At 69.6% G+C, this 20,013-nt stretch carries 24 protein-coding genes; 13 read left to right on the forward strand and 11 right to left on the reverse strand.

Features of this window, described 5'->3' with window-relative positions; genetic code table 11:
- Positions 1-42: 42 nt before the first annotated feature.
- Together GGR12_RS01120 and GGR12_RS01125 are read right to left on the reverse strand one after the other, a co-directional pair.
- Positions 43-492 (reverse strand): hypothetical protein, encoded by a 450-nt coding sequence (locus tag GGR12_RS01120; protein ID WP_183201985.1) that lies wholly within the window; start codon positions 490-492, stop codon positions 43-45.
- A gap of 8 nt (positions 493-500) precedes the next feature.
- Positions 501-2,162, reverse strand: a complete 1,662-nt coding sequence (locus GGR12_RS01125) for a thiamine pyrophosphate-binding protein (RefSeq protein WP_183201987.1) — start codon at positions 2,160-2,162, stop codon at positions 501-503.
- A gap of 99 nt (positions 2,163-2,261) precedes the next feature.
- Here GGR12_RS01125 and GGR12_RS01130 point away from each other — a divergent pair, with 99 nt between their 5' ends.
- Both GGR12_RS01130 and GGR12_RS01135 read left to right on the forward strand, forming a co-directional pair.
- Positions 2,262-2,399 (forward strand): entericidin A/B family lipoprotein, encoded by a 138-nt coding sequence (locus GGR12_RS01130; protein WP_183201989.1) that lies wholly within the window; start codon positions 2,262-2,264, stop codon positions 2,397-2,399.
- A gap of 62 nt (positions 2,400-2,461) precedes the next feature.
- Positions 2,462-2,854 (forward strand): YidB family protein, encoded by a 393-nt coding sequence (locus tag GGR12_RS01135; RefSeq protein WP_183201991.1) that lies wholly within the window; start codon positions 2,462-2,464, stop codon positions 2,852-2,854.
- Here the strand turns inward: GGR12_RS01135 and GGR12_RS01140 are convergent.
- From GGR12_RS01140 to GGR12_RS01180, 9 genes are all read right to left on the reverse strand, one after another.
- On the reverse strand, positions 2,851-3,621 hold the full coding sequence (locus GGR12_RS01140; RefSeq protein ID WP_183201993.1) for an alpha/beta hydrolase: 771 nt from the start codon (positions 3,619-3,621) through the stop codon (positions 2,851-2,853). The genes GGR12_RS01135 and GGR12_RS01140 overlap by 4 nt on opposite strands.
- A 71-nt stretch (positions 3,622-3,692) precedes the next feature.
- Entirely contained in the window at positions 3,693-4,460 is a 768-nt protein-coding gene (truA, locus tag GGR12_RS01145; RefSeq protein WP_183201995.1) for a tRNA pseudouridine(38-40) synthase TruA, read from the reverse strand.
- On the reverse strand, positions 4,460-5,386 hold the full coding sequence (gene fmt, locus GGR12_RS01150; RefSeq protein WP_183201997.1) for a methionyl-tRNA formyltransferase: 927 nt from the start codon (positions 5,384-5,386) through the stop codon (positions 4,460-4,462). The genes truA and fmt overlap by 1 nt, the downstream gene beginning before the upstream one ends.
- 17 nt (positions 5,387-5,403) lie before the next feature.
- Positions 5,404-5,631: a hypothetical protein gene (locus GGR12_RS01155; protein WP_183201999.1), complete on the reverse strand. Its 228-nt coding sequence runs from the start codon at positions 5,629-5,631 to the stop codon at positions 5,404-5,406.
- A complete protein-coding gene (gene def / locus GGR12_RS01160) occupies positions 5,631-6,203 on the reverse strand; it encodes a peptide deformylase (RefSeq protein WP_183202000.1) in 573 nt (190 codons plus the stop codon). The genes GGR12_RS01155 and def overlap by 1 nt, the downstream gene beginning before the upstream one ends.
- Before the next feature lie 57 nt (positions 6,204-6,260).
- Entirely contained in the window at positions 6,261-6,524 is a 264-nt protein-coding gene (locus GGR12_RS01165) for a hypothetical protein (RefSeq protein WP_183202002.1), read from the reverse strand.
- Between the two features lie 42 nt (positions 6,525-6,566).
- Complete coding sequence (locus tag GGR12_RS01170) at positions 6,567-6,923, reverse strand: acyl-CoA thioesterase (protein ID WP_183203710.1); 357 nt, start codon at positions 6,921-6,923, stop codon at positions 6,567-6,569.
- 136 nt (positions 6,924-7,059) lie between these two features.
- The gene (gene fixJ / locus GGR12_RS01175) at positions 7,060-7,683 is read right to left on the reverse strand and encodes a response regulator FixJ (protein WP_183202004.1); all 624 of its coding nucleotides are present in this window, start codon (positions 7,681-7,683) and stop codon (positions 7,060-7,062) included.
- The gene (locus GGR12_RS01180; RefSeq protein WP_246328704.1) at positions 7,680-9,224 is read right to left on the reverse strand and encodes a sensor histidine kinase; all 1,545 of its coding nucleotides are present in this window, start codon (positions 9,222-9,224) and stop codon (positions 7,680-7,682) included. Before GGR12_RS01180 ends, fixJ begins: the two co-directional genes overlap by 4 nt.
- A gap of 356 nt (positions 9,225-9,580) precedes the next feature.
- On the opposite strand from GGR12_RS01180, the gene GGR12_RS01185 reads away from it, so the two are divergent.
- The 11 genes from GGR12_RS01185 to GGR12_RS01235 all read left to right on the forward strand — a co-directional run bounded on the left by GGR12_RS01185 (position 9,581) and on the right by GGR12_RS01235 (position 20,011).
- The gene (locus GGR12_RS01185) at positions 9,581-11,482 is read left to right on the forward strand and encodes a methyl-accepting chemotaxis protein (RefSeq protein ID WP_183203712.1); all 1,902 of its coding nucleotides are present in this window, start codon (positions 9,581-9,583) and stop codon (positions 11,480-11,482) included.
- A gap of 75 nt (positions 11,483-11,557) precedes the next feature.
- Positions 11,558-13,477, forward strand: coding sequence for a methyl-accepting chemotaxis protein (locus tag GGR12_RS01190; protein WP_183202006.1), 1,920 nt, complete (start codon positions 11,558-11,560; stop codon positions 13,475-13,477).
- Positions 13,477-13,752: an STAS domain-containing protein gene (locus GGR12_RS01195; RefSeq protein ID WP_183202008.1), complete on the forward strand. Its 276-nt coding sequence runs from the start codon at positions 13,477-13,479 to the stop codon at positions 13,750-13,752. Before GGR12_RS01190 ends, GGR12_RS01195 begins: the two co-directional genes overlap by 1 nt.
- Positions 13,749-14,120, forward strand: a complete 372-nt coding sequence (locus GGR12_RS01200) for a response regulator (protein WP_183202010.1) — start codon at positions 13,749-13,751, stop codon at positions 14,118-14,120. Before GGR12_RS01195 ends, GGR12_RS01200 begins: the two co-directional genes overlap by 4 nt.
- A gap of 14 nt (positions 14,121-14,134) precedes the next feature.
- Positions 14,135-16,360 carry a chemotaxis protein CheW gene (locus GGR12_RS01205; RefSeq protein WP_183202012.1) on the forward strand — a complete coding sequence of 742 codons (2,226 nt, stop codon included), beginning with the start codon at positions 14,135-14,137 and terminating at the stop codon, positions 16,358-16,360.
- 3 nt (positions 16,361-16,363) lie between these two features.
- Positions 16,364-16,825, forward strand: coding sequence for a chemotaxis protein CheW (locus tag GGR12_RS01210; protein WP_183202014.1), 462 nt, complete (start codon positions 16,364-16,366; stop codon positions 16,823-16,825).
- A complete protein-coding gene (locus GGR12_RS01215) occupies positions 16,822-17,694 on the forward strand; it encodes a CheR family methyltransferase (protein WP_183202015.1) in 873 nt (290 codons plus the stop codon). Before GGR12_RS01210 ends, GGR12_RS01215 begins: the two co-directional genes overlap by 4 nt.
- A complete protein-coding gene (locus GGR12_RS01220) occupies positions 17,691-18,737 on the forward strand; it encodes a chemotaxis-specific protein-glutamate methyltransferase CheB (RefSeq protein WP_183202017.1) in 1,047 nt (348 codons plus the stop codon). Before GGR12_RS01215 ends, GGR12_RS01220 begins: the two co-directional genes overlap by 4 nt.
- A 13-nt stretch (positions 18,738-18,750) precedes the next feature.
- Entirely contained in the window at positions 18,751-19,140 is a 390-nt protein-coding gene (locus GGR12_RS01225) for a response regulator (RefSeq protein ID WP_183202019.1), read from the forward strand.
- 5 nt (positions 19,141-19,145) lie between these two features.
- Complete coding sequence (locus tag GGR12_RS01230; RefSeq protein WP_183202021.1) at positions 19,146-19,679, forward strand: chemotaxis protein CheD; 534 nt, start codon at positions 19,146-19,148, stop codon at positions 19,677-19,679.
- Positions 19,679-20,011, forward strand: a complete 333-nt coding sequence (locus GGR12_RS01235) for a hypothetical protein (protein ID WP_246328705.1) — start codon at positions 19,679-19,681, stop codon at positions 20,009-20,011. The genes GGR12_RS01230 and GGR12_RS01235 overlap by 1 nt, the downstream gene beginning before the upstream one ends.
- The last annotated feature ends 2 nt before the right edge of the window (positions 20,012-20,013 follow it).

A 20,013-nucleotide genomic window follows, 5' to 3' on the forward strand; every position in this document is an offset into this window, starting at 1 on the left:
CGGAACATAGGGGCGCGCGCGCCGCCCGTCACCGCCCTGTGATCATGAGATCCAGGTGTTCCGGCATTCGCTGACGGTCCAGGCGGCGAAGCCCGAGATGACGCGGCATTCGACGCCCATGCCGGCCAGCGGGCCGTGCAGGATTCCGGCTTCGATCGTCGCGCCGTGGCCGTCGTAGCGGGGCTGTTTGAACGAGACCCATTGGACGCGCTGCGGCTGGGGGCGGTCGTTCGGGTGGAAGGTCGCCGGGAAGCTGAGGCCGTATTCGCTCCAGTCGCAGCGGGGATTCCAGCCCGAGCCCTCGTCGTCCAGCCAGAGTGGCGGCGGGACGTTGTCGGTGGTGTTGAAGCGATAGTGCTCCTTCGCCACCGCCGCGATCACCGCGCAGTCATTGCCGTTCTGCGCCATCGGCGGGCCGTCAGGGGCGGGTTGCGCTGGCGTGGCGCAGGCGCCGATGGCGAGCGTGACGGCGAGGACGGCGACGGCGCGCATGGGCGCTCCTACTGGCTGCGAAGGCCGGTGATCGTGCGATTGGGCGCGATGTCCTCGGCCGAGGTGATCAGGTGAACGACGGCCGGGCGGCCCGCGTTCCGCGCCGCTTCCAGGGCGGCGGGGAAGTCTTCGGTGCGCTCGCAGCGGATGCCGAAGGCGCCGAAGGCCTCGGCGTATCTGACGAAATCGGGGTTCTTCAGGTCGGTGGCGATGACCCGCTCCGCGCCGGAGTAGTGGGTCTCCTGGTGCATACGGATGGTGCCGTAGGTGCCGTTGTCGACGATCACGACCACCGCGTTGATGCCGTACTGTACGGCGGTGGCGATCTCCTGGCCGGTCATCAGGTAGTCGCCGTCGCCGGCGATGCAGATGACGTCGCGGTCCGGGTGGACCGACTTGGCGGCGACGGCGGCGGGGTAGCCGTAGCCCATGGCGCCGGAAGTCGGGGCCAGCTGGGTGCGGCGGGCGGTGTGGCGGTGGAAACGGTGCAGCCAGGCGGCGAAATTGCCGGCGCCGTTGGTCAGGATCGCGTCGGCGGGCAGCACATCCGTCAGTGTACGGATGACCTCGCTCATATTGACCGCGCCGGTGACGGAAACGGGGGCGATGAAGGCCTGATAGTCGGCGTGGGCGGCCTGCGCCACGTCGGTCCAGGTGCGGCCGGGCTCGATCGAGGAAATCGCCAGCGCGGCCAGTGAGTTATCGGCCGTGGCGCCGAGCAGGACGGGCCAGACGCGGCCGATCTCCTCGGGACCCGGATGGGTGTGGACAAGTTTGTGGATAGTCTGGGTGCGGTCGAGAAGCGTGTACCCTTGGGTCGGGTTCTCGCCCATCCGGGCGCCGATGACGATCAGGAGGTCGGCGTCCTTGACCCGGGCGATCAGTTTCGGGTTCGGGCCGAGGCCGAGATCGCCGGCGTAGTTGGGGCGATCGTTGGAGACCAGGTCCTTGCGGCGGAAGGACAGGGCGACCGGGAGGCCGAGGCGTTCGGACCAGTCGGCGATGGCCGTGGTCGCCTCGTCGGTCCAGCCGGAGCCGCCGAGGACCAGCAGGGGGCGTTCGGCCTTCGAGAGGCGGTCCTGGAGGGCGGCGACGAAGGCGGGGTCGAGGGCGGCCTTCGCCGGAACCACGGGGCGGACCGGCGAGGGGCCGCCGTCCTCGTGCAGGATGTCTTCGGGCAGGGCGACGACGACCGGGCCCATGCGGCCCTGCAGGGCGGTGGAGAAGGCGCGCTCGACGACCTCGACGGTGCGATCGGGGCTTTCGAGCTCGGTGGCCCATTTGGCGAGCCCGCCGAAGACTTCGCGGTAGTCGACCTCCTGGAAGGCGCCGCGGCCGCGGTCGGTCAGGGCGATCTGGCCGACGAACAGGATCATCGGCGTGGAGTCCTGGTGGGCAGTGTGGACGCCGATGGAGGCGTGGGTCGCGCCGGGACCGCGGGTGACCATGCAGATGCCCGGCTTGCCTGTCAGCTTGCCGTAGGCCTCGGCCATGTTGGCGGCGCCGGCCTCGTGGCGGCAGGCGATGACCTGGATCTTGTCAGAGACGTCGGCGAGGGCGTCGAGCACCGCGAGGTAGCTCTCGCCCGGCACGCAAAAGACACGGTCGACGCCGTTCATGACGAGGGTCTCGACAAGGCGGCGGGCGGCGGTATTGAGCGGCTGGGTCATGCGGGCGGATTAGCAGACGGCTCCCGCCCTGGCCATGCAACCGTACGGCCAAGCCTGACGTTTACGGCCAAGGTTACTCCCCCCTCTGAAGGACTTCCCATGCGCAAGATCGTCACCCTGGCCCTCGTCGCCGCCGCCCTCGCCGTTTCGGCCTGCAACACCGTCGCCGGCGTGGGCCGTGACGTGCAGGCGGTCGGTTCGGCCGTCACCGGCGCGGCGAATGAGGTGAAGAACTGATATTTCGGGCGTCCGCATGCGCGTAACCTGTCGGCGGCCTTTCGCGCCGACAGGAGAGCGACATGGGATTACTCGACAATGTGCTGGGCGGCCTGGGCGATGACGCCGCCGGGGGTCTGGGCGACCTGCTGAAGGGTCAGGGCGGCGTAAGCGGCCTGACGGAAAAGTTCGGAGCCAACGGCCTCGGCGACGTCGTCGGTTCGTGGGTCGGCAAGGGCTCGAACCTGAATATCTCGCCCGAGCAGATCAACGCGGTGCTGGGCCATGGCCCGATCGCGGACTTCGCCCGCAAGCTGGGCATTTCGCCGGAGCAGGCGAGCGAGACCCTGTCCGGCCTGCTGCCGGAGGCCATCGATCGCCTGACGCCCGGCGGCACAGCCGACGGCGCCGACGACCTGCTGGACAAGCTGCCCGGCGGCCTCGGCGATATGCTGGGCGGCTTCCTGAAGCGTTAGGCTGTGCGCGCCGCGTCCAGGATCAGCCGCGCCACCGCGTCAGGCTGTGAGATCAGCGACAGGTGGCTCGCGCGAAGTTCGACGGTCGTCGCACCCATCCGGTTGGCCATGAATCGCTGCAGGTCCGGGTTGATCGTGCGGTCCTCGGTCGAGACGGCGTACCAGCTGGGTCTGGATCGCCAGGCCGCCTGGGTCGTGCGGTCAGCGAGCAGCGCCCGCTGGAACGGCTGCTGCGCCGCATAGAGCACCCGCGCCCGGGCGGGAGGCAGATCGCCGCCGAAGTCGCGCAGGAAGGCGGCCTCACTGAGCCGTCCTTGATCGCCGTCATAGACGATGCCGGCCGAAGCCGGCGGCGCCGGAAAGCGCCCCGCCAGCGCGGCATAGTCCTCGCCCGCATCCGGCGCGCGGGCGGCCACATAGACCAGGGCCGAAACGTTCAGGTGCACACCCGCCTCGCTGATGATCATGCCCGCGAACGAATGACCGGCGAGCACGGTCGGACCGTCCTGCCGCGCCAGCACCTGTTGGACCGAGGCGACGGCTTCGGAGAGACGGGTAAGCGGGTTCTGGACCGAGGTGACGTTCAGACCCTCGGTCTGGAGTCGCCCGATGACCTCCGACCATGACGATCCGTCGGCGAACAGCCCGTGGGCGAGAACGACATTCCGCGCGCCGGTCTGACGGGTCGCCGCGACGGCCGCCGGCGAAACCACGGCGGCCCCCGCGCCTGCGGAGAGGGTCAAAACCACATTGCGTCGGCTGATCATGACCCTGCGACCTCCACTCAAACGCGACCGCGGTTTAGGGCCTTTCGTTCAGGGCGTCACTCGCACGGAAGTCATAGATCGTCGCCCGGACCGGGGGCCGGCTGGTAGCTGACGCCGGTCAGGTACAGACCGTCCGAGGGGGCCACCGGGCCGCAGGCGGTGCGGTCGCGCGCGGCGAGGGCTGTGGCGACATCCTCGACGGCCCAGCGGCCGAGGCCGACCTCGACGAGGGTGCCGGTCATCGAGCGGACCTGGCGGTGCAGGAAGCTGCGCGCCTCGAACACCAGATGCACCTCGTCGCCGACGCGGGTGACCGAAGCGATGTCGAGGGTCTTCTCGGCCGATTTCGACTGACAGTTCACGTCCCGGAAGGTGGTGAAGTCGTGCAGGCCCACCAGGCCTTGCGCGGCGGCGTGCATGGCGTCCGCGTCGAGCGGCTTCTTCATGTGCCAGACGCGGCCGAGGTCCAGCGCCGGACGGCCGGGGCGGTTGAGGATGCGGTAGAGGTAGCGGCGGCCGGTCGCCGAGAAGCGGGCGTGCCATTCGCCGTCGACCTCGGCGCTGTCGAGCACGGAGACCGCCTCGTGGATGAGGTGGGCGTTCATGGCGTTCATGACCGTCCGGGCCGGCCAGGCCTTTTCCAGATCGAAGCTGACGACCTGACCGGTGGCGTGGACGCCGGTGTCGGTGCGGCCGGCGGCGGCGATGCGGATATCCTCGCCGCAGAAGGCCTTGATGGCGGTCTCGATGGCGCCCTGAACCGTCGGCTGACCGTCCTGGACCTGGAAGCCGTTGTAGCCCGAGCCGTCGTATTCGATGGTCAGCCGGTAGCGGGGCATCAGCGGACGAGGCTTCCCGGCGGCAGGGCGAAGCCGCGGAGCATGTCTTCCGGCGCCTGGGCGGAGCGGCCCTCGCGCTGGACGCGGAGCAGGCGGACGACGCCGTCGCCGCAGGCGATGCGCAGGGCGCCGTCCAGCACCTCGCCCGGGATGCCTTCGCCCCTTTGGGAGACGCGCGACATCAGGGCCTTGATGCGCACGGGGCCGTCAGGTCCGACCGCCTCGAACCAGGCGCCGGGGAAGGGCGACAGGCCGCGGATGTGGGCGTCGACCTCGGCCGCCGGGCGGGTCCAGTCGATGCGGGCCTCGGCCGGGGTGATCTTGCGGGCGTAGGTCGGTTCGCCCGCCTGGGCCGTCCCGCTCACGCCGCCGCGCTCGATGGCCGCCAGCGCGCGGGGCCACAGGCTGGCGCCGGTGTGGGCCATGCGCTCGGACAGGCTGGCGGCGGTGTCGTCTGGACGGATGTCGAGGATTTCGGAGAGCAGGATCGGACCCTCGTCGAGGCCTTCCGACATGCGCATGATCTGGACGCCGGTCTGGCGGTCGCCAGCCATGATGGCGCGCTGGATAGGGGCGGCGCCGCGCCAGCGCGGCAGCAGGGAGCCGTGCAGGTTGAAGCAGCCGAGGCGCGGGGCCTCCAGCACCTCGGTCTTGAGGATCTGGCCGTAGGCGACGACGCAGGCGGCGTCGACGTCGAGGCCCCGGAAGGTCTCGATGGCGTCGGCGGCCTTCATGGACGCGGGCGTGAAGACCGGCAGGCCCATGGTCTCCGCGAAGGCGTGGACCGGTGAGGGCGTCAGCTTCTGGCCGCGGCCGCGCGGCTTCGGCGGCTGCGAATAGACCGCGACGACATCGTGACCCGAGGCGATGAGCTCGGCCAGGGACGGCACGGCGAAGTCGGGGGTACCCATGAAGGCGAGGCGCATGAGGACGCCTTAGAGGCTTAGTTCCAGCGCGTGAAGACGCCGCCGCCCTCGTCCCACTCGCCGCCCGCGTCGAGCGCGTCGTCGAAATCGAGCAGGCGGTCGATCAGGATGCCGGCGATGACGCCGACCACGGCGACGCCCAGCAGGGCGGCGACGCTGGCGACGCCGACCTGTTCATTGCGGGTCAGGCGACGACGACCGTTGGTGTCGATGATGCGATCGCGCCTGCGCTTGATACGGGCCATCAGGCGGCGAGCCTCGCGGCCTTCTTGACCTTGGCCACGGCGCGTTCGCGCTTCAGGCGCGACAGGTGGTCGATGAACAGGACGCCCTCGAGGTGATCCATCTCGTGCTGGATGCAGACGGCATAGAGGCCTTCGACCTCTTCCTCGACCGTGTCGCCGGCGTAGTTCATGTATTTGATGCGCACGCGAGCCGGACGTTCGACGCTGTCGAAATACTCGGGCACCGACAGGCAGCCTTCCTCGTAGGCGAACAGCTCGTCCGAGGACCAGACGATCTCCGGGTTCACGAAGAAGCGGGGATTGGGGGTGCGGGCCTCTTCCTCGCCCTCGGCGGGCTCGGCCGCCTCGCCATCCGGCTCGCCGTCGCCGAGATCCATGGCGATGACGCGGCGGGTGTCGCCGATCTGCACGGCGGCCAGGCCGATGCCCGGGGCGTCGTACATGGTCTCCAGCATGTCATCCATCAGACCGCGCAGCTCGTCGGTCACCGGTCCTTCGACCGGCTTCGAGATTTGCTTGAGAACCGCCAGGTCGGCAGCGTTATCGATGGTCAGGATGCGTCGGATAGCCATGCCCGCGAGGTAGTCGCGAAGGGCCTCAAGGTCAAGATTTCCGACTACCCTGCTGGGTTATGCCGCAGTCGAAACGGCGATGGCGAGGACGTTCCAGAACAGCCAGCCGAAGCCGGCGGCGAGGATCAGGAGGCCGGGTCCCGCGGCCTTCAGGCGGCGGCCGGTCAGGTCCTTGAAGCGCTCGGGATCCTCATCGCGGCGTACGAGCTGGGGACGGGCGCCGCGGGTCCGGACCGCGCCGGTCCGGTTCGCTTCCAGCCACGGCAGGAACTCTCTCAGAGTCAGAAACACCCCGGCGCCGATCGCGCCGATGCCCGCCATGAACCACATATCGCTTCCCCCGAAATCCGGGCGAACCTGGCGTTATCCGGCGACGCTGTCGATCCCCGGCAGGGGGCGCGGCTTACGGTCCTGGTCGATGGCGACATAGGTGAAGACGCCCTCGGTCACACGCGACGAGGTCGCCTGGGCCTGGTTGCGGGGCCGTTTCCAGGCCTCGACGTGGACGCGGATCGAGGTGCGGCCGGTCTTGAGGACCTTCGCATAGATCGAGACCTCGTCGCCGACCGAGACAGGCTGGTGGAACACCATGCCGTCCAGCGCGACCGTGGCGCAGCGGCCCTGGGCCAGTTCAAAGGCGGGTGTGGCGCCGGCGAGGTCCATATGGGCCAGCAGCCAGCCGCCGAAGATGTCGCCCTCGGGGTTGGTGTCGGCCGGCATGGCGATGACGCGACCGACGGGCTCGCCGGAGGGTCGGGTCGGAAGGTCTTGCTGGGTCACGATGCACTCCGGGAGACGCGTGAGGCGTCATATCCGGCTTCGCGCCGCCGGGCGCAACGCACTTCACCGGATCGCGTCAGGCGCCGTGTTCAGCCGGGCCGGCGGACAAGCCCATGCGGACGAGGGCGGACAGGCTGTCGGCCTGCATCTTGTCCATGACCTTGGAGCGGAAGATTTCGACCGTGCGCGGGCTGATGGCCAGCTCCAAGGCGATCTCCTTGTTCGAGCGGCCCTCGATGAGGGCGTCGAAGACCTGGCGTTCGCGCGGGGTCAGCAGGGCGAGGCGGCGATCGACCTCGAGCCGTTGCTCGTTGCGGGCGGAGATGTCGTTCAACCGCTCCAGCGCGCCCCTGACGGTCTCCAGCATGCGGATCGGGTCGAACGGCTTTTCGATGAAGTCGATGATGCCGGCCTTCATCAGCTGGACGGCCATGGGCACGTCGGCGTGGCCGGTGATGACGATGACTGGCCAGTTGCGGTCCGGCATGGCCGAGACGCGGCGGACCAGTTCGGCGCCGTCGACGCCCGGCATGCGCATGTCGGAGATGATGCAGGCGGACCGGTCTTCGGGCGGATTGGCGAGGAAGTCGGCGGCGCTGGCGAATCCGCGGGCGCGGAAGCCTTCACCGCGCAACAGCTGGAGCAGCGAGTCCCTCACCGCCGCGTCGTCGTCGATGATGAAGACCGAGTGCCGGGTCATGCGTCCTCGAACTCCCGGGGCAGTTCGACGGCGAAGGCGGCGCCGCCCAAGGCGCTGCGGCGGACGGCGAGATTGCCGCCGTGGCTTTCGACGATGGTGCGCGTGACCGAGAGGCCGAGGCCCATGCCGGCGGACTTGGTCGTGGTCATCGGCTGGAAGATGCGTTCCATCTGCTCGCCGGCGATGCCCGGACCGCTGTCCTCGACCGTGATGTGATAGCCCTCGGCGCCCATGGAGCAGCCGGTGATGAGCACCACCGGATCGGGCCGGTCGCTCACTGCATCCACCGCGTTTCGAACCAGATTGATCATGGCCTGCTGGAATTGGATGCGTTCGGCACGCACGATATCGTCTGTTTCGTCGACATCTATGCGAATCTCGACCCCGCTATCGCGAGCAATAAGGGCGAAAGATGGACCCATATCCTCGATCATGGAAGAAACTCGCTCTTCCTCCAGTTGTCGCGTACCCGTGGTCAGCAAATCCCGCATCCTGCGGATGATCTTGCCGGCCCGCAGCACCTGGGTTTTGGCGAGCTCGAGCGTGCGGCCGGCGCTCTGGCCGATCAGGCCGGTGCGTTCGATGTCGCGCTGGCTGGCGTGCATGTAGATCGTCGCCGCGCTGAGGGGCTGGTTCAGCTCGTGCGCCAGGGTGGCGGCCATCTCGCCGAGCGAGTTGAGACGCCAGACGCGGTTGAGCTGGTCGTCCAGCTCGCGGGCGCGTTCGGTGGCGGTCTCCGCCCCGGTCAGGTCGGTCATGCTGATGGCCGCGTAGTCGCCTTCGCCCGCCTCGGGCACGACGCCCTTCTGGAGGCTGAGCAGCAGAGGCTCGCCGTCGGGGCGCCGGCCGATCCAGAGGCCGGTGGGCGCCTCGAGGGGGCCGCTGGGCGGTCCGTCTTCAAGATGGGCGAGGGTGAAACCGTGCACGAGATCGGCGAACGGATGGCCGGCCGCCTCCCCGTCGCCGAGGCCGAACAGGGCGGACGCGGCGGGCGTGAGACGGCGCACCCGGCCCTCGCGGTCGAGGATGGCCACGGGCACGGCGGTCAGGACGGTCTCCAGCATGGAGTTGCGGCAGGCCAGGGTGCGGGCCAGCTCGGCCGACCGGCGATGCAGGCGCCGCTGGGCCCAGCAGATTTCAGCGATGAGCCAGCTGACGAAGATGAACAGGATAGCGTTGGTCGCCGTGTCCATCACGCTCTCGCGGTCGACCAGGGCCACATTGCCGGCAACCGCCAGGACGATGGCGAGCGCAGTGGGGCCGCGATGGGCGAGCATGGCCGTGACCACCACCGCCGGCACGAGCGGCAAATAGTAAAAATGTCCGAAGACCTCGAGGCCGGCGCGCACGGTGAAGCCGGCCAGCACCGAGGCGACCGCCAGCAGCCAGGCCCGCCACCCGCGATAGGTCCGGGCCGTGGCCAAGGCCAGAAGGCTTTCCGCCGCTACACGCGCACCTGTCATCGCCCCCAGATCGAGCCCCGTTCCGGGATCATCGACGTCTCCCCGCACCGGACGAGTCATGCCGGCGACCTCAGGCATAGCAATGTTCGTCAGGCGGGAAAATGCATGCCGCGGCGGTCACGGAAAGGCGTTCGCCGATGACGGCGCGCTCCGGCCCAACACACGCAAAACAAGCAACAAATAACAACTTTAGAGTCGCCCCGTTCATCTGATCAGTACAGCGATTCTACGTAGTCATACGTGGTCGTACGCATTTTTACGTACAGCGCGGTTTACGAAGAATATTAGCGTTACCCCGAACATTGCGGTCAGTCAGTCGGGGTGCCGAAAGTCCTTCGCCAAGCCGCCCAGCGCGTCGCAGGTCACTCACCGCCCAGGCTGTCCGAATTCGTCCCCCCAACGATCGAGACCGCGCAGTGAGCTTTCTGAACAACATGCCCGTCGGCCGGAAACTGTTTCTGGCCTTCGCCTCGGTTCTGACCGGCATCGCCGTGATGGGCGTCATCGTCTTCATGCAGCTGCTGGCGCTGGAGAAGGCCGGCGACGCCCGGTCGATCGCCAACCAGGCCGTCCGCGCCGCCTCGGCCGCCGAGTTCTACCTGGCGCGTCAGGAGAACAGCTACCGCGGCTTCCTGGTCTCGAACGACGACTACTACCTGGAGCGCGCCGCCGCCCACCACGCCTCGTTCGAGGGCAAGCTGACCGAGCTGCGCGAGATCCAGCCGGATCGCGTCGCCCAGTTCGACGCCGCCGACAAGACGGCCAACGCCTGGTACGAGCACGTCGTGACCGGCGGCCAGGTGCTGGCGCGCAACCCTGCGACGCGGGCCCAGGCCCTGGCCATGGTGGGCCGCGACGGCTCGGCCGACCGCCTGATGCAGCCGGTCGAGGAAGCCATCGACGCCATCAAGGCGAGCAACCAGGAAATCCTCGACAAGGCCCGCGCCGACCAGGCCTCGGCCAATGACGCGGCGCGCTGGACCCTGGGCATCGGCATCGCCGTGGCCTGCCTGCTGGCCTTCATCGTCGGCATGATCCTGACGAAGGCCATCGGCGGACCGGTGATGGCCATGGTCGCCCACATGAAGCGCCTGATGGGCGGCGACACCTCGCTGCAGGTGCCGGACGCGCAGCGCCGGGACGAGTTCGGGGCCATGGGCGTGGCCATCCTCGCCTTCCGCGACGCCGCCATCGAGAAGATCCGCGTCGAGGGCGCCGCCGCCGAGCAGCGCACCGCCGCCGACGCCGAACGCACCCGCAACCAGTCGATCAGCGAAGCCGCCGCCCGCGAACAGGCGATGGTGGTCGAGGCCCTGGCCGAGGGTCTGGAAGCCCTGAGCCGCGGCGACCTGACCTACCGCCTGACCCAGACCTTCCCGGCCGACTATGTGAAGCTGCAGAGCGACTTCAACGGAGCCATGGGCCAGCTGAAGGACGCCATGTCTGTGGTGGTGTCGAACGTGTCGGCCATCCGCTCGGGCTCGGGCGAGATCAGCCACGCCGCCGACGACCTGTCGCGCCGCACGGAACAGCAGGCCGCGAGCCTGGAAGAGACCGCCGCCGCGCTGGAAGAGATCACCGCCACGGTCAACAAGACCGCCTCGGGCGCCCGCCAGGCCTCGACGGTCGTGCAGGCCGCGCGTGGTGATGCAGAGGTGTCCGGCGCCGTCGTTCGCGACGCCGTCGCCGCCATGAGCGCGATCGAGCAATCGGCCCAGCAGATCAGCCAGATCATCGGCGTGATCGACGAAATCGCCTTCCAGACCAACCTGCTGGCGCTGAACGCCGGTGTTGAGGCTGCTCGCGCCGGCGACGCCGGTCGCGGCTTCGCGGTCGTGGCCTCGGAAGTCCGGGCCCTGGCCCAGCGTTCGGCGGAAGCGGCCAAGGAGATCAAGACGCTGATCTCGGCCTCGACCACCCAGGTCGGCGCGGGCGTGGACCTGGTCGGTCAGACCGGCGAGGCGCTGCAGCGCATCGTCAGCCGCGTGGCCGAGATCGACAGCCTGGTCTCCGAAATCGCCGCCTCGGCGCAGGAGCAGGCGACGGGCCTCCAGCAGGTCAACACCGCCGTCAACCAGATGGACCAGGTGACCCAGCAGAACGCGGCGATGGTCGAGGAATCGACCGCCGCCAGTCACTCGCTGACGCAGGAAGCCGAAGGCCTGGCCTCGTCGGTCGCGCGCTTCCGGATCGGCGAGGACGCGGTCGCGCGCCGTGCCGCGCCGCCGGCCCGTCCGGCCGCTCGCCCGGTCGCGGCGCTGAAGACCGTCGGTCGTGGCGGCGCGGCCCTGCAGCACCAGCACCACGCCAACGAGGACGGCTGGGAGGAATTCTGACCTTCCGTCCCTGACTAAACGCCATCCCTGAACCGCCCCGCCGCAGAGGGCGGACCCCGCCAGAAGGATCTGCTCGTGTCTTTCCTGTCCAATCTGAAGATTTCGCAGAAGCTGTTCGTCGGCTTCGCCCTGGTCGTCGCGATCATCGCCGCCCTGGGCGTGACCGTATTCTTCCAGCTCGCCAGCATGGACAGGGCCGCGGATGATGTGAACCGCGCCGATACGACGATCCAGACCCTGATGGTCGTCAAGCGTTCGGTGGACCAGCAGGAAGCCCACGCGCTGTCCTACATCAGCGTCCAGAAGCCCTACAATCTGGAGCGCATCGCCGCCCACAAGGGCCGGTTCGACGAGAACATCGTCAAGATCCGCGACCTGCTGAAGGTCTATCCGGAGAAGGCGGCCCAGCTGGATGCGCTGGTGAAGGCGGAAGCCGACTACCGCACCAATTTCGTCGACCCCGCAGTCCGCCTTGCCGCCAATCCGGCCACCAACGGACAGGCCGTCGCCATGATCGCCGACGGCACCTCGCAGAAGTGGATGGACCCGATCGACGCGGTTCTGGACAAGCTGCAGGCGGACCAGGAAGCCGCGCTGGAGTCCTACAGCAAGGTCCAGGAGAGCGCCTCGGCCATCGGCCACACGGCCCTGTTCGCCGGCGTCGCCCTGGCCGCCCTGATGGCCGGTCTGTGCGGCTGGGTGCTGACCCGGGCCATCGGCGGGCCGGTGCATACCATGGTCTCCCACATGAACCGTCTGCGCAGCGGCGACACCTCGCTGGAAGTGCCGTGCGCCCAGCGCAAGGACGAGTTCGGCATCATGGGCGTGGCCATCCTGGCCTTCCGCGACGCCGCCATCGAGAAGAACCGTATCGAGGCCGAGGCCCTCGCCCAGCGCTCGATGAGCGAACAGGAGCGCGCCGCCAACGAGGCCGAAAAGGCCCGCTCGGCCGAGGAAGACCGCGTCACCATCACCGCCCTGGCCCAAGGCCTGTCGGCCATGGCCGACGGCGATCTGACCCACCGCCTGACCATCGATGTCGCGCCCAAGGCGGAGCAGCTGAAGTCCGACTTCAACGCCGCGATCAGCCAGCTGCAGCAGGCCGTCAGCGTGGTGGTCACCAACGTTTCGGCCATCCGCTCGGGCTCGGGCGAGATCAGCCACGCCGCCGACGATCTGTCGCGCCGCACGGAACAGCAGGCCGCCAGCCTGGAAGAGACCGCCGCCGCCCTGGACCAGATCACCGCCACGGTGAACAAGACCGCCTCGGGCGCCCGTCAGGCCTCCAGCGTCGTGCTGGCCGCGCGCGGCGACGCCGAGACCTCGGGCAATGTGGTGCGCGACGCCGTCGCCGCGATGAGCGCCATCGAGCAGTCGGCCCAGAAGATCAGCCAGATCATCGGCGTGATCGACGAGATCGCCTTCCAGACCAACCTGCTGGCGCTGAACGCCGGCGTTGAGGCGGCGCGCGCGGGCGACGCCGGTCGCGGCTTCGCGGTCGTCGCTTCGGAAGTGCGGGCGCTGGCCCAGCGTTCGGCCGATGCGGCCAAGGAGATCAAGACCCTGATCTCGGCCTCGACCACCCAGGTCGGCGCCGGCGTGGACCTGGTCGGTCAGACCGGCGAGGCCCTGCAACGCATCGTCAGCCGCGTCGCCGAGATCGACGGCCTGGTGTCGGAAATCGCCGCCTCCGCCCAGGAGCAGGCGACGGGCCTGCAGCAGGTCAACACAGCCGTGAACCAGATGGATCAGGTCACCCAGCAGAACGCGGCCATGGTCGAGCAATCGACCGCCGCCAGCCACTCGCTGGCGCAGGAGGCCGAAAGCCTCGCCGCCTCGGTCGCCCGCTTCCGCGTCGGCGACACGCCGCGCGCCGGCGGCCGCGCCCCGGCCCCGCGTCCGGCGTCGCGCCCGATCCCGGCCCTGAAGACGGTCGGTCGCGGCGGCGCCGCCCTGAAGCCGCAGGCGGTCGAAGACGGCTGGGAAGAGTTCTGATGACCGTCCTCGCCCTCGCATCCGTGCTGGACATCCGCGCAGCCGAACCGCTGCAGACGAGCCTGATGGCCCTGCGCGGCCAGGCGGTGACGCTGGACGCCTCGCAGGTTGAGCGTCTCGGCGGTCTGTGCCTGCAGGTGCTGGTGTCCGCGCAACGGACCTGGGCCGCAGACGGCCAGAGCCTGACCCTGGCGCCCGACAGCGCCGCCTTTTCCGAACAATGGACCGCATTCGGCGCAGCCCCCCTCGCCGAAGCCCTGGGAGAACCCGCGTGAGCAAGACCGTCCTGACCGTCGATGATTCCCGCACCATGCGAGACATGCTGATGATGGCCCTGGAGTCCGCCGGCTACACGGTGATCCAGGCCGTCGACGGCGTGGATGGACTGGAGACGCTGGCCGCCCACGGCGCCGACGTCGACGTGGTCATCACCGACATCAACATGCCCCGGATGGACGGCTTCGGCGTCATCGAGGGCGTGCGCGCCGATCCGAAGCACCGCCAGACGCCGGTGCTGGTGCTGACCACCGAGAGCGATGCCGCCAAGAAGCAGCGCGCCCGCGACGCCGGCGCGACCGGCTGGATCGTGAAGCCGTTCGACCCGGTCAAACTGGTCGACGCCGTCCGCCGCGTCGCCGCCTGAGATCAGAGGTTCACGTGGACGCGTTCGAAGCGATCAAGGCGACCTTCTTCCAGGAATGCGACGAGCTGCTCGCCGACCTGGAGGCGAAGCTGCTGGTGCTGGAATCCGGCCAGACCGACAGCGAGACGATCAACGCCGTCTTCCGCGCCGTGCATTCGGTGAAGGGCGGCGCAGGCGCCTTCGGCCTGGAGGCCCTGGTGCGGTTCGCGCACGTGTTCGAGACGCTGCTGGATGAGCTGCGCGCCGGCCGCAAACCGTGCGACGAGATCACCGTCCGCACCCTGCTGCGCGCGTCCGACGTGCTGGCCGACCATGTCGCCGCCGCCCAGGGCCATGCGCCCGAGGTCGACGAGGCGCGCTCCGCCGGCCTGGTGGCCGAGCTGGAGACCCTGACCCACGGCGAGGGCGGCGCCCCGGTCGTCGAGGAAGAGGACGACTTCGGCTTCACCCCGCTGACCATCGGCCTGCCGTCGCTGGACCTGCCTTCGCTGGATTTGCCTTCCCTGGACCTGCCCTCGCTGGCCGCGGCTCCGGCGACCGGCTGGCGCATCGTGTTCCGGCCGCACGGCCGGATGTACGCCAACGCCAACGAGACCGGCCTGCTGCTGCGCGAACTGGGCCGTCTGGGTCCGGTCACCGTGAGCCTGGACGATAGCGCCGTGCCGTCGCTGGAAGAGCTGATCGCCGAAGAGAACGAACTGGTCTGGACCATCGAGCTGGCCGCCGCCGTCGATGAGGTCGCGGTGCGCGACGTGTTCGACTTCGTGGAATCCGACTGCGATCTGAGCATCCAGCCGCTCGGCGCCGGACCCGCCGACGATCTCCCGGCCCTGCCGGACCTGGGACTTCCGAGCCTTGAGGCGCCGGCCGAAGCGTTCGACCTGTCCGCCCTGCTGGCGGCCGCACAGGAACCCGCCATCGTCAAAGCCGTCGCGCCGGCCCCGGTCGAGCCGACCCCGGTCGCGGCGCCCGCCCCTGCCCCGGTTCAGGCCCAGGCGGCTCCGGCGCAAGCCGCGCCGACTGCGCCGACCGCGCCGGCCCCGGCGACGATCCGCGTAGATCTGGATCGCGTCGATCGCCTGATCAATGTGGTCGGCGAACTGGTCATCCAGCAGGCCATGCTGGCCCAGCGCGTCGCCGAGAGCGGCCTGACGCGGTCGTCCGGCGTGCTGATGGGTCTGGAGGACCTCGAGCTGCTGACCCGCGAGATCCAGGACAGCGTCATGGCCATCCGGGCCCAACCGGTGAAGTCGGTGTTCCAGCGCATGCCGCGCCTGGTGCGCGAGGTCGCCGACATGACCGGCAAGCGCGTGCGCCTGGTCACCGCCGGCGAGGACACCGAGGTCGACAAGACCGTGGTCGAGCGCCTGGCCGAGCCGATCACGCACATGCTGCGCAACGCCATCGACCACGGGCTGGAGACGCCGGACGAACGCCTGGCCGCCGGCAAGGCCGCCGAGGGCGCGGTTCGTCTGGCGGCGCTGCACCGCTCGGGCCGGATCGTCATCGAGATCAGCGACGACGGCAAAGGCATCAACCGCGAGCGCGTCCGGGGCATCGCCGTCAGCCGCGGCCTGATCGCCGAGGACGCCGTACTGACCGACGAGGAGGTCGACAACCTGATCTTCCTGCCCGGTTTCTCGACCGCCGAGACGATCACGGACGTCTCGGGCCGCGGCGTCGGCATGGATGTGGTCAAGCGCTCGATCCAGGCGCTGGGCGGCCGCATCTCGATCAGCTCGGTTCCGGGCAAGGGCTCCACCTTCACCCTCAGCCTGCCGCTGACGCTGGCCGTGCTGGACGGCATGGTCGTCGGAGCCGCCGAGCAGACGCTGGTGGCTCCGCTGTCGAACATCGTCGAGAGCCTGACGCCGCGCGCGCAGGACATCCACTACGTCGGCGGCCGGGATGCGGTGATCCGCTTCCGCGAGGCCTTCGTGCCGCTGGTCGACGTAGCCCAGACCATGGGCTTCCGCGACGAGCCGGTGACCCCGGGACAGGGCGTGGCCCTGGTCGTGGAGACCGAGTCCGGCCAGCGCGCCGCCCTGATGGTCGACGCCATCCAGGGCCAGCGCCAGGTCGTGATCAAGAGCCTGGAGACCAACTACCAGCAGGTCCCCGGCGTCGCCGCCGCCACCATCCTGGGCGACGGCCGCGTCGCCCTGATCCTCGATGTCGACGCCATCGTCGCCAACGCCCGCCGCCGTCCGGCCGCACCCGAACTCAAGCTCGCGAGCTGATCCATGACCGAAGTGCAAAGCAACGCCGCCGCCCGTGAACTGATCGCCTTCCGCATCGGCGAGCAGGAATTCTGCGTCGACATCATGTCGGTGCGGGAAATCCGCGGCTGGACCCCGGCCACGCCCCTGCCCCGCTCGCCGGGTTATATGAAGGGCGTCATCAACCTGCGCGGCGCGGTGTTGCCGATCGTCGACCTGGGCGCGCGCTTCGGCCTGCGCACCTCGGATCCGACGGCGCGCCACGTGATCATGGTGGCCCACGTCGGCGGCCGGACCGTGGGCCTGCTGGTCGACGCGGTGTCGGACATCATCCAGCTGACCGAGGGCGACGTGCAGCCGACGCCGGACGTGGCCAGCGACGACGTGAAGACCTTCGTGAAGGGCATCTTCGCCGTCGACGGGCGGATGATCAGCCTGATCGAACTGGACCTCATCCTGCCGCAGGCGGAGGCCGAAGCGGCATGACCTCCGTCGCCGGCGCGGCGTCCCTGGTCGAAGGCGAGTTCGCCCTGACCGCCGAGGACTTCCGCCACATCGCCCATGTCCTGCACGCCCACGCCGGCATCGCGCTGGGTGAAGGCAAGGCCGCGCTGGTCTATTCGCGCCTGGCCAAGCGGCTGCGCGCCCTGGGACTGCGCAATTTCCGCGAATACTGCTCCCTGATCGAGGGCGTCGACGGGGTGGACGAGCGGCAGGCGATGACGGCCGCCCTGACGACCAATGTGACCCGCTTCTTCCGCGAGCCGCACCATTTCGACCACCTGCGCGACAAGGTGATGCCGAAGCTGGCCGAGCGGGCCCGCGCCGGCGGCCGGGTGCGCATCTGGTCGGCGGCCTGCTCCAACGGGCAGGAGCCCTATTCGATCGGCCTGACGGTGCTGTCGGTGTTGCCCGAGGCGGCCGAACTGGACGTGCGCATCCTGGCCACGGACATCGACCCCAACATGGTCGCCGAGGGCGCCGCCGGGACCTATTCCGAGGAACTGCTGGACGCGGCCCCGGCCACCCTGTGGCGGCGCCATTTCGACCGCGCGCCGGGGGCCGGGCGTGACCGCTGGAGCGCCGGTCCGGCGCTACGCCGTCTGTGCTCGTTCAAGGAGCTGAACCTGATCGGCGACTGGCCGATGAAGGGCAAGTTCGACGTCATCTTCTGCCGCAACGTGGTGATCTATTTCGACGACGCGACGCAGGAGCGGGTGTGGGGCCGGTTCACGCCGCTGCTGAACCCGGGCGGGACGCTGTACATCGGCCATTCCGAGCGCGTGACCGGGCCGGCGGCGAACCGGCTGCAGACCAGCGGCCTGACGACCTATTCGCTGGGAGTCGCCGCGTGAGCCGCCCCGTCACCGTGCTGGTGGTCGATGACAGCCCGACGATGCGCGGCCTGATCACGGCCGCCCTGCGCCGTGACCCGGAAATCGAGGTGGTCGGCTCGGCCGCCGATCCGCTGGAGGCCCGCGAGGCGATCAAGCGGCTGAACCCCGACGTCATCACCCTCGACGTCGAGATGCCCAATATGAACGGGCTGGAGTTCCTCGAGAAGATCATGCGCCTGCGGCCGATGCCGGTGGTGATGGTCTCGACCCTGACCCAGGCGGGCGCGGAAGTGACCGTGGCGGCGCTGGAGATCGGCGCGGTGGACGCCATCGGCAAGCCGGCGCCGGGCGTGCCGGCCACCGTGGCCTTCGCCGAACTGGCCGAGAAGGTGAAGGCCGCCGGGCGCTCCCGCGTGCGCGCCCGCAGCGACACGCCGACTGCGCCGCCGGTCGACGCCGACTATCGCCCCGATCCGAAGCACATCCTCGCCATCGGCGCCTCGACCGGCGGGGTCGAGGCCCTGCTGACCATCCTGACCGGCTTCCCGGCCGACTGTCCGGCGACCGTCATCACCCAGCACATGCCGGCGACCTTCACGAAGAGCTTCGCCGCCCGCCTCGACAAGGTCTGCACCCCGCAGGTGTCGGAGGCAGAGGACGGCGCGCCGGTGAAGCCGGGCTGCATCTACATCGCCCCCGGCGGCGAGACCCATCTGGAAGTGACCGGCGCGGTGCCGCGCTGCCGCCTGATCCGCACCGAGACCGTCAACGGCCACCGGCCGTCGGTCGATGTGCTGTTCGACTCCGTCGCCCGCTCGGGCAAGCCGATGACCGGCGTGATCCTGACCGGAATGGGCAAGGACGGCGCCAGGGGCCTGCTGGCCATGCGCGAGGCCGGCGGCCGCACGCTGGGTCAGGATGAGGCGTCGAGCGTCGTCTACGGCATGCCGCGCGCCGCCTTCGAACAGGGCGCCGTCGAGCGCCAGCTGCCCCTCCACCGCCTCCGCCCCGCCATCCTCGATCTCTGCGCCGCGAACCGCGCAGACCAGACCGCCGCCTGAAGGACTTCCCCCCATGCCTGCCGCCTCCGCGCTTCATGTTCTGGTCGTCGACGATCAGTCGACCATGCGATCGCTCGTCCGCAACAGCCTTCAGCAGCTCGGCGTGCGCGAGATCCGCGAGGCTGCGGACGGCGAGATCGGCCTGCGCGAGGTGGTGACCAAGCCGGTCCACCTGGTGATCTCGGACTTCAACATGCCGAACCTCGACGGCCTCGGCCTGCTGCGCGCCATCCGCGCCCACCCGCCGATCAAGTCGACCGCCTTCATCATGCTGACCGGCCGCGCCGACCGCGAGCTGGTGCAGCGCGCGGTGCAGTTCGGGGTCAACAACTACCTGGTCAAACCCTTCACCGTCGCCCAGCTGAAAGAGAAGCTGGAAGGCGTGTTCGGCCCGTTGACCTGACCGCCATGTCCTCCTCCCACCCCCCCGAAACACGCATTCACGTCGGTCAGGGCGAACACCACGTCACCGCCGATCCGTCGGTGATGCTGACCACCGTGCTGGGCTCCTGCGTCGCCGCCTGCCTGTGCGATCCGCTGGCCGGCGTCGGCGGCATGAACCATTTCCTGCTGCCGGACGGCGCAGGCGCAGGGACCGACGCGGGCCGCCGCTACGGCGCCTATGCGATGGAGCTGCTGATCAACGAGGTGCTGAAGGCGGGCGCGCGGCGCGACCGGCTGGAGGCCAAGCTGTTCGGCGGCGGGCGCATGTTCGACTCGCTGCGCGACGTCGGCATGGCCAATGCGGACTTCGCCGAACGCTTCCTGCGCGACGAAGGCATCCGCGTCGTGGGCGGCAGCCTGCGCGGCGCCGGCGGACGCCGCCTGCACTACTGGCCGGTCAGCGGCCGCGCCATGCAGCGGGGCGTGAACGACACCGTCGCGCCGATGCCGGTCATGCCGCCGCCGATCGTCGAGAGCGGGATGGTGGAGCTGTTCTGATGACGCCGCCGGACCGAACCCTGCTGGGCGCCGTGGCGGTCGAACTGGCCGACGTGCGGGCGGGCGTCGACGGCCTGTCGACCCTGTTGTCCGGACTGGTGCGCGGCTTGCCCGTCGACGACCGGGCGGAGGCCCTGACGGGCGCCCAGGCGCTGGACGCCCTGACCCAGCGGCTGGACGCCCTGTCGGACGTGCTGCAGGCGCTGGCCGCGGGCAAACCGGCGGACGAGGCGGTTCGCGGCGTAAGCCTCGCCGACGTGGCCGCCCGCCTCGGAGGAGATGTCCCTGCAACCCCGGCCGACGCGGCCGGAGACCTGATGCTGTTCGACTGACG

The sequence above is a fragment of the Brevundimonas lenta genome (genome assembly GCF_014196335.1).
GTDB lineage: Bacteria > Pseudomonadota > Alphaproteobacteria > Caulobacterales > Caulobacteraceae > Brevundimonas > Brevundimonas lenta.

What these genes read in the sequence shown, in the direction of transcription:
- GGR12_RS01120 (WP_183201985.1), bottom strand. Translation starts at nt 492, where the DNA reads ATGCGCGCCGTCGCCGTCCTCGCCGTCACGCTCGCCATCGGCGCCTGC.
- GGR12_RS01125 (WP_183201987.1), bottom strand. Translation starts at nt 2,162, where the DNA reads ATGACCCAGCCGCTCAATACCGCCGCCCGCCGCCTTGTCGAGACCCTC.
- GGR12_RS01130 (WP_183201989.1), top strand. Translation starts at nt 2,262, where the DNA reads ATGCGCAAGATCGTCACCCTGGCCCTCGTCGCCGCCGCCCTCGCCGTT.
- GGR12_RS01135 (WP_183201991.1), top strand. Translation starts at nt 2,462, where the DNA reads ATGGGATTACTCGACAATGTGCTGGGCGGCCTGGGCGATGACGCCGCC.
- GGR12_RS01140 (WP_183201993.1), bottom strand. Translation starts at nt 3,621, where the DNA reads ATGATCAGCCGACGCAATGTGGTTTTGACCCTCTCCGCAGGCGCGGGG.
- truA (WP_183201995.1), bottom strand. Translation starts at nt 4,460, where the DNA reads ATGCCCCGCTACCGGCTGACCATCGAATACGACGGCTCGGGCTACAAC.
- fmt (WP_183201997.1), bottom strand. Translation starts at nt 5,386, where the DNA reads ATGCGCCTCGCCTTCATGGGTACCCCCGACTTCGCCGTGCCGTCCCTG.
- GGR12_RS01155 (WP_183201999.1), bottom strand. Translation starts at nt 5,631, where the DNA reads ATGGCCCGTATCAAGCGCAGGCGCGATCGCATCATCGACACCAACGGT.
- def (WP_183202000.1), bottom strand. Translation starts at nt 6,203, where the DNA reads ATGGCTATCCGACGCATCCTGACCATCGATAACGCTGCCGACCTGGCG.
- GGR12_RS01165 (WP_183202002.1), bottom strand. Translation starts at nt 6,524, where the DNA reads ATGGCGGGCATCGGCGCGATCGGCGCCGGGGTGTTTCTGACTCTGAGA.
- GGR12_RS01170 (WP_183203710.1), bottom strand. Translation starts at nt 6,923, where the DNA reads ATGCCGGCCGACACCAACCCCGAGGGCGACATCTTCGGCGGCTGGCTG.
- fixJ (WP_183202004.1), bottom strand. Translation starts at nt 7,683, where the DNA reads ATGACCCGGCACTCGGTCTTCATCATCGACGACGACGCGGCGGTGAGG.
- GGR12_RS01180 (WP_246328704.1), bottom strand. Translation starts at nt 9,224, where the DNA reads ATGCCTGAGGTCGCCGGCATGACTCGTCCGGTGCGGGGAGACGTCGAT.
- GGR12_RS01185 (WP_183203712.1), top strand. Translation starts at nt 9,581, where the DNA reads ATGCCCGTCGGCCGGAAACTGTTTCTGGCCTTCGCCTCGGTTCTGACC.
- GGR12_RS01195 (WP_183202008.1), top strand. Translation starts at nt 13,477, where the DNA reads ATGACCGTCCTCGCCCTCGCATCCGTGCTGGACATCCGCGCAGCCGAA.
- GGR12_RS01210 (WP_183202014.1), top strand. Translation starts at nt 16,364, where the DNA reads ATGACCGAAGTGCAAAGCAACGCCGCCGCCCGTGAACTGATCGCCTTC.
- GGR12_RS01215 (WP_183202015.1), top strand. Translation starts at nt 16,822, where the DNA reads ATGACCTCCGTCGCCGGCGCGGCGTCCCTGGTCGAAGGCGAGTTCGCC.
- GGR12_RS01225 (WP_183202019.1), top strand. Translation starts at nt 18,751, where the DNA reads ATGCCTGCCGCCTCCGCGCTTCATGTTCTGGTCGTCGACGATCAGTCG.
- GGR12_RS01230 (WP_183202021.1), top strand. Translation starts at nt 19,146, where the DNA reads ATGTCCTCCTCCCACCCCCCCGAAACACGCATTCACGTCGGTCAGGGC.
- GGR12_RS01235 (WP_246328705.1), top strand. Translation starts at nt 19,679, where the DNA reads ATGACGCCGCCGGACCGAACCCTGCTGGGCGCCGTGGCGGTCGAACTG.